Here is a 7,011-nt window from a genome sequence, read left to right as displayed (position 1 = left end):
GGTCATCACCTGGGAAGTCGTACTCAGATAGAAGTTCACGAACTTCCATTTCTACTAGTTCTAGTAGCTCTTCATCATCAACCATGTCACATTTGTTCATGAATACGATGATGTATGGGATACCAACCTGACGGCCTAGTAGGATGTGCTCACGAGTTTGTGGCATTGGACCATCTGTCGCAGCAACTACAAGAATACCGCCGTCCATCTGTGCAGCACCAGTGATCATGTTTTTAACGTAATCCGCGTGTCCTGGACAGTCAACGTGCGCGTAGTGGCGAGTTGGAGTGTCGTACTCTACGTGAGAAGTAGCGATTGTGATACCGCGCTCACGCTCTTCTGGAGCGTTATCGATAGATGCGAAGTCACGAGCAGCACCGCCGTATACTTTAGCAAGTGTTGTACAGATAGCAGCTGTTAGAGTTGTTTTACCGTGGTCAACGTGGCCGATAGTACCAACGTTTACGTGCGGTTTTACACGTTCAAATTTTTCTTTAGACATGAGTAGTCCCTCTAGGTACGGATTTAGGTGGCCCGAATTGACCACGCAACCAAAAAAGATAATTGGTAAATCTTATATCAAAAGGAAATAACTTTGAGAGCTGGTGCTGATAGGCAGACTCGAACTGCCGACCTCATCCTTACCAAGGATGCGCTCTACCACCTGAGCTATATCAGCACTCAAATTAGAGTGGAGCGGGCAGCGGGAATCGAACCCGCATCATCAGCTTGGAAGGCTGAGGTAATAGCCATTATACGATGCCCGCAACACGTAACTCTGAGAGCTATTTCCTAAAGAATATGGTGGAGGGGGACGGATTCGAACCATCGAAGGCAGTGCCGGCAGATTTACAGTCTGCTCCCTTTGGCCACTCGGGAACCCCTCCAAAATTTCAAGCCATTCTTACTACAATTGTTTCCCTAAGAAACAGGAAAGAATGGTGCCGACTACCGGAATCGAACTGGTGACCTACTGATTACAAGTCAGTTGCTCTACCTACTGAGCTAAGTCGGCATAAGTGGTGCGCATTCTATTGAATGATTTTCTAGGTTGCAATAGCTATTTCAAAAAAAAACGTAAAATTAGACTTTTTAGAATCAATTGCTGCAAAATCATACAAACCTCGCTTTTTAAAGCAAACTTTCGAGCTTTGTCGTTTGCTTTGCACGGAGCTTGTTGTATGTTCTTGCTCTCTATGAAACCAAGGATAAAAGAGACCCATGAGTCCATTTTTGTCATTTGACCGTGCCGAATGGGCAGAATTGCGTAATTCTGTTCCAATGACACTATCTGAAGATGATTTAACTGCGCTTCAAGGCATTAATGAAAACCTCACTGTGGAGGAAGCGGTAGAGATCTACCTTCCTTTGTCTCGCCTTTTAAATCTGTACGTTCAGGCTCGCCAAAGCCGTAACTCGGTACTTCAGCAATTTCTCAACACAGAAGAACATGCCCCACCCTTTGTTATTGGTATCGCAGGCAGTGTGGCAGTTGGTAAGAGTACGACCGCGCGACTTCTAGAGGCTTTGCTATCACGTTGGGAGAACCACCCAAAAGTTGCACTTGTAACAACGGATGGTTTCTTATATCCAAAGAAGGTATTGGAAGAGAAAGGTATCATGCATCGTAAAGGCTTCCCGGAGTCTTACGATATTAAGCGCTTGGTCGAATTCGTTTCCGATGTAAAAGCCGGTCAGCCGAATTTAGAAGTCCCAGTTTATTCACACATTACTTATGACATCACTGAAGAGCGCAAGAAAGTAGATCGCCCTGATGTACTTATTATCGAGGGATTAAATGTCCTACAGAGCGGTATGGACTACCCGCATGATCCTCATCGTGTGTTTGTCTCAGACTTTCTTGATTTCTCTATTTATGTGGATGCGGAAACCGAAACCATCGAGCAATGGTATGTAGAGCGCTTCTTGAAGTTTCGTAGAGGGGCATTTACCAAGCCTGGCTCGTACTTTAGTCATTACACTCAGCTCTCAGTGGAAGAAGCAAAGAGTAAGGCAAAGCAAATTTGGCATGATATTAATGGACTCAATTTAGAGCATAATATTCTTCCCACTCGAGAAAGAGCCCATCTTATCTTACACAAAGGACCAAGCCACTTGGTTGATAAAGTATCACTGAGAAAGTAATGCTAGCTTGATCGCTCTATTCCGTTTTTCTTAAGGAGATCTCACCACCAATGTAGGTCTCCAATCCATTCTCGGTTTCTAGAACAACACCGCCTTGTTGGTCAATGCCTTTCACAACGCCATGCACTTCTCTTGGGCCCATTAGTAACTTCACTGGGCGACCAATAAAATTATCTAAACGATTCCAACGTTCAACAAAACCGGCCAATCCCGTCATTTCGTATTCTTCTAATGCCATCTTCCAATGTTTGATGAACTTGAGAGCAAGGTCATTTCGGTCGATGCTAAAACCATCACTAACTTGATTCAAAGTTGTCCAAGGCTGATCAATGTCCGGCTGCAAGTCTGGCATACCAATATTAAGCCCCATACCAATAACCAGATGCGCTGCACCGCCTGCTTGCCCAGACATTTCCACTAAGATACCCGCGAGCTTTTTATCCTGGTAGTAGATATCGTTCGGCCATTTGAGTTTAACGCCTTGAATACCCAACTCTTCGATAGCTTCCACAGCGGCAATGCCAACAACCAAGCTCAACCCCATAGCCGCTGCCATACCAGCATCCAAACGCCAGTACATGGATAAGTATAAGTTTGTACCAAAAGGCGATATCCATTGACGACCACGTCGCCCTCGCCCCTTCGCCTGATATTCTGCTAGGCAGACTCGCCCTTTCACAGAATCATTGACTCGATCGAGTAGATATTGGTTAGTAGAGTCGATCACGGAAATAAGCTCGAGAGGAGTATCCAGTTGAGCTTGAAGTCTCTCTTCGTCGAGTAACTGCAAAGGTTGTGCTAACTGATAACCACGTCCTTGGATACGGTATATATCAACGCCCCAGTCATTAAGCCCTTTAATGTGCTTAGCAATCGCAGCTCGAGAAATCCCAAGTTCTTGCCCCAAGCCTTCTCCAGAATGAAAACCTCCATCGCTAAGGGACTTGAGGATATGCAGCTTTACAGAGTGTTCCTTTCTCATTGTTTAGCCTCAATCTCAGCTAGATTGGTTTCACCTTTGTTATTCATAAAACGAACTTCGTGTTCAAGTTCAATCTGGTATTTATCCCAAACGGTCTTTTTCACCAGAGACGCTAAGTCGACCACATCATCAGCACTGCAGTTATCAACATTAGTCAACACCAAAGCTTGCAATGGATTCACTTGAGCACCATTGACCGATATACCCTTAAGACCACATTGGTCTATTAACCATCCCGCTGCGACCTTCATTCCGCCCTGTGCTGGGTAAGCCACCATATTGCTGTGCTGCTGAATTAGGCGATCATAATGATCTTGGCTGATCACAGGGTTTTTGAAGAAACTGCCCGCATTGCCGACTTTCGCTGGATCAGGCAGCTTTTCCATACGCACTTGGCATACACGTTCAAAGATAGCGAGAGGAGTTAACTTATCCTCTGGAATACTCTGCAAAGGACCATATTGATTGATCGCCTTCCACTGCTTCGGCAATTTCAGACCCACCGCTGTGATAAAGCACTTTTCATACAGTTCGTGCTTGAAGATAGAATCACGATAACCAAACTGGCACTCGTTAGCGGTCATTCGCCTTGTTTCAAAGCTGTGAAGGTCAAGAATGTCCACGTACTCACAAATGCTCTGTAACTCTAAGCCATAAGCTCCGATGTTTTGGATAGGAGCAGAACCCGCACATCCAGGAATAAGAGCGAGATTCTCCATCCCCCCCATACCCTGCTCAACACTCCACGCAACCAAACTCGGCCAATCTTCCCCACCTTCAACGTGTAGTAAGTAATGCTCGTCGGTTTCAGTGACCGTTTTACCCATTAAACGGTTGATGATCACCATACCTTCATAAGGTTGAGTAAACAGCATGTTGCTGCCCTTCCCCAGAAAGAGCTTGGGTATGCCTTGATAAGCTTGGTCTTGGAAAAGTTGTCTTACGTCCTCTACTGACTCAACAATCGCCAGGTACGCACAGGTTTGTTCGATACCAAATGTGTGGAAAGCCTTAAGGCTCGCGTGTTTCTTAATTTCCATAGTGGATTTGCAACGCCTGATGAGATTCTCTTAAACTGTGAACATTCTACATTAGTTATCTTTTAGCCGCAGTGACAATACCTAGCTCATTAATCATAGAAGTGTTAAATCCAATCAAACTTCCTCTTATTAAGAGGTTGTATAAAGCCCATTATCCCGCTGGACGGGCAAAACGAGACGAGCTAATCATTACAGCCAGTATCGACAACAGTATCGTCGCTTTGTTAAGAATGAAGACGGTAGAGAAGTCACGCCTACTAACCGGTATGCTCGTTGTGCCAGAATATAGGGGGACAGGTGTGGGAGGGGCGCTGCTTGAACATTGCACAAGCAAAGTTTTCAATGATGGCGACTATTGCTTTGCTTTTAGCCATTTAGAAAACTATTACGCACAACATGGATTCAAAACCATCGAGAGCACAGAGCTTCCCAATTCATTAAAAATGGCTTATTTGCGTTATGTAGAGAGTGGTAAAGATCTCATTCCAATGCAATTCATTACTTCTCACACCTCAAAGGGTGTGGTTTTGTAGCCAGAGAAATCATATCTTTGGTAAAATGTCAGGTTCGCAATATTGCACTTAATTAAGGTACTCACACCGGTATGATAGTAAGTAGGAACCCATTCGAACAGTTGCCAAGTCTCGCAGTTAAGCCTGAAGACTTTGAAGTTCTGCATGCAGCAGATACTTTCAGAACTCGTCTTCTTGAAGCGATCAGCAAAGCAACGTCGCGAATTTACCTAGTCGCTCTATATCTGGAAGATGATGAAGCTGGCCGTGAAATTTTCACAGCGCTCTATGAAGCGAAGCAGCGCAATCCTGGATTGGACATCAATATCTGTGTAGATTGGCACCGAGCGCAACGTGGTCTCATTGGCGCAGAGTCGTCAGAAGGTAATGCTGCACTTTACAAAGCCTTCGCAAAGAAATATCAACATTCTATTCCTGTCTACGGTATTCCAGTGCGTGGTAGAGAAGTGTTTGGTGTGCTGCACCTTAAAGGTTTTATCGTAGATGACACCGTGATCTACAGTGGTGCAAGCCTGAACAACGTATACCTTCAGTACAACGATCGTTACCGTTTCGACCGCTACCATGTCATTCAGCATAAAACGTTAGCAGACTCTATGGTGAGGTTCATTCAAGACGAAATGATCGCTCATCCTGCTGTCAACGACTTAGCAGGCAAAGATAAGCCTGAAACCAAAGAAATCAAAGCTGACATTCGCCAACTTCGCTCTTCACTTGCACGTGCAAACTATGAGTTTGAACCAGAAATTGCTAGCGAAGAAGAAGTGAAGGTGACGCCATTAGTCGGTTTAGGTAAACGTCGTAATTTACTCAATCAACAAATCGTTAAGCTACTTGCTGCAGCTCAGAACGAAATCTTTATCTGCACTCCTTACTTTAACTTCCCGAAAGCAATTAATCGCGAAGTAAAACGTGCAATGAAACGAGGCGTAAAAGTAACAATAGTGGTTGGTGACAAAACTGCTAACGACTTCTACATCTCCCCTGAAGAAGAGTTTAAGACTATTGGTGGCTTACCATATCTATACGAACTCAACTTACGTCGTTTTGCAAAAGCAAATGAAGCTAGCATTGCTGCTCGTAAGCTATCTATTCACCTTTGGAAGCACGATAACAACAGTTTCCATCTAAAAGGCATTTGGGTAGATAAGCGCTACATGCTGATGACTGGTAATAACTTGAACCCTCGTGCATGGTCACTGGATCTAGAAAATGGTCTATTGGTACAAGATAACTACGCCAAGATGACAGATAAGTTTGAACAAGAAGTGGCAAACATTCTTGAACATACTCAGCTTATTTGCACCTACAAGCAACTAGAAAAAGTAGAAGACTACCCGGTAAGTGTTCAGAAGTTAGTTCGCAAGATCACTCGAATCAAAGCTGATGGGGTACTTAAACGTATTCTTTAAGAAGTCTAGCTAAAGTCATAACGAAGCCCAGTATGAAAGTACTGGGCTTTTTTATTACTGGTAGCTTGGGAGGTAAGGGCAACTAAAACTCGCAGAGAACAACAAGGCCTATAAGCCCCGAATAAACAAACTCTCCCTATGACATCCCCTCTAATGGCTCATAGGCAATAACGTTGGATTACTTTGGAGGGAAATAGCTAGATCGAGTAAATAAGAAGGCTTTCAGTGTCTCTCCTGCGTCGATACTTCTCCTCGAAGGGGTGAATATTAGGGTATGAACAAAACCCTTTTCCCCGTGGGATTCAAATTTCCAGCATGCGCTATTTTGGGTTTAGGGGAATCAGATGCACTTTCAACTAAACTGGTATTCTTTTCTTCATATACGAAAAAGGCTCTAGTCTTTCGACTAGAGCCTTGAATATGGCAGGAGTGGACCGGGCTGGCGTTCCAGAGATTCGACTGAGCTGGCACCCCAACTTCCAAGGCGCGCTGTTTTGAGTATCAGGGGAATCCACTTCTTTGGCCTTAAGATACAAATACGAGAAAGGCTCTAGTCTTTCGACTAGAGCCTTGAATATGGCAGGGGTGGAGAGATTCGAACTCCCAACACGCGGATTTGGAATCCGCTGCTCTGCCAATTGGAGCTACACCCCTGTAGAAACTACAGTTTATCACATTGTAGATTCAAAAAAACCTCGCAAAAGCGAGGTCTTTGAAATAAGTGGCGGAGCGGACGGGACTCGAACCCGCGACCCCCGGCGTGACAGGCCGGTATTCTAACCAACTGAACTACCGCTCCGCACTGGTTAGACCTAAAGTCTAAATTTAAAGCCTGGCGATGTTCTACTCTCACATGGGGAAGCCCCACACTACCATCGACGCTAATTCGTTTCACTTCT

At 44.7% G+C, this 7,011-nt stretch carries 6 protein-coding genes and 6 tRNA genes; 3 read left to right on the top strand and 9 right to left on the bottom strand.

Annotation, left to right across the window (positions count from 1 at the left end; genetic code table 11):
- The 5 genes from KIO97_RS25825 to KIO97_RS25805 form a co-directional block, all read right to left on the bottom strand.
- Positions 1-502: GTP-binding protein (locus tag KIO97_RS25825; protein ID WP_285384337.1), on the bottom strand; the 502-nt coding region annotated here is incomplete at its 3' end.
- 101 nt (positions 503-603) lie between these two features.
- A tRNA-Thr gene (locus KIO97_RS25820) sits at positions 604-679 on the bottom strand.
- 13 nt (positions 680-692) lie between these two features.
- Positions 693-767, bottom strand: a tRNA-Gly gene (locus KIO97_RS25815).
- A gap of 35 nt (positions 768-802) precedes the next feature.
- Positions 803-887, bottom strand: a tRNA-Tyr gene (locus KIO97_RS25810).
- A 52-nt stretch (positions 888-939) separates the two neighbouring features.
- Positions 940-1,015 (bottom strand) — tRNA-Thr (locus KIO97_RS25805).
- Between the two features lie 206 nt (positions 1,016-1,221).
- On the opposite strand from KIO97_RS25805, the gene coaA reads away from it, so the two are divergent.
- A complete protein-coding gene (gene coaA, locus KIO97_RS25800) occupies positions 1,222-2,145 on the top strand; it encodes a type I pantothenate kinase (RefSeq protein WP_285384336.1) in 924 nt (307 codons plus the stop codon).
- A 16-nt stretch (positions 2,146-2,161) separates the two neighbouring features.
- Here coaA and birA read toward each other — a convergent pair whose 3' ends face one another.
- Together birA and murB are read right to left on the bottom strand one after the other, a co-directional pair.
- Complete coding sequence (gene birA / locus KIO97_RS25795) at positions 2,162-3,127, bottom strand: bifunctional biotin--[acetyl-CoA-carboxylase] ligase/biotin operon repressor BirA (protein WP_045372896.1); 966 nt, start codon at positions 3,125-3,127, stop codon at positions 2,162-2,164.
- Entirely contained in the window at positions 3,124-4,167 is a 1,044-nt protein-coding gene (gene murB / locus KIO97_RS25790; RefSeq protein WP_285384335.1) for a UDP-N-acetylmuramate dehydrogenase, read from the bottom strand. The genes birA and murB overlap by 4 nt, the downstream gene beginning before the upstream one ends.
- A gap of 101 nt (positions 4,168-4,268) precedes the next feature.
- Here murB and KIO97_RS25785 point away from each other — a divergent pair, with 101 nt between their 5' ends.
- The gene (locus tag KIO97_RS25785; RefSeq protein WP_012126554.1) at positions 4,269-4,700 is read left to right on the top strand and encodes a GNAT family N-acetyltransferase; all 432 of its coding nucleotides are present in this window, start codon (positions 4,269-4,271) and stop codon (positions 4,698-4,700) included.
- A 71-nt stretch (positions 4,701-4,771) separates the two neighbouring features.
- On the top strand, positions 4,772-6,112 hold the full coding sequence (gene pssA, locus KIO97_RS25780; protein ID WP_012126555.1) for a CDP-diacylglycerol--serine O-phosphatidyltransferase: 1,341 nt from the start codon (positions 4,772-4,774) through the stop codon (positions 6,110-6,112).
- Positions 6,113-6,689: 577 nt separating this feature from the next.
- On the opposite strand, the gene KIO97_RS25775 is transcribed toward pssA, so the two are convergent.
- Together KIO97_RS25775 and KIO97_RS25770 are read right to left on the bottom strand one after the other, a co-directional pair.
- Positions 6,690-6,766 (bottom strand) — tRNA-Trp (locus tag KIO97_RS25775).
- Between the two features lie 68 nt (positions 6,767-6,834).
- A tRNA-Asp gene (locus tag KIO97_RS25770) sits at positions 6,835-6,911 on the bottom strand.
- Between the last annotated feature and the right edge of the window lie 100 nt (positions 6,912-7,011).

The sequence above is a fragment of the Vibrio sp. B181a genome (genome assembly GCF_030248375.1).
Taxonomy (GTDB): Bacteria; Pseudomonadota; Gammaproteobacteria; order Enterobacterales; family Vibrionaceae; genus Vibrio; species Vibrio campbellii.
Note: the sequence above shows the minus strand (reverse complement) of the source record. Positions and strands in the feature narration are given on the sequence as shown.

Excerpts from the sequence above, each read along its gene's own strand:
- pssA (WP_012126555.1), top strand. The coding sequence starts at position 4,772 with ATGATAGTAAGTAGGAACCCATTCGAACAGTTGCCAAGTCTCGCAGTT.
- coaA (WP_285384336.1), top strand. The coding sequence starts at position 1,222 with ATGAGTCCATTTTTGTCATTTGACCGTGCCGAATGGGCAGAATTGCGT.
- murB (WP_285384335.1), bottom strand. The coding sequence starts at position 4,167 with ATGGAAATTAAGAAACACGCGAGCCTTAAGGCTTTCCACACATTTGGT.
- birA (WP_045372896.1), bottom strand. The coding sequence starts at position 3,127 with ATGAGAAAGGAACACTCTGTAAAGCTGCATATCCTCAAGTCCCTTAGC.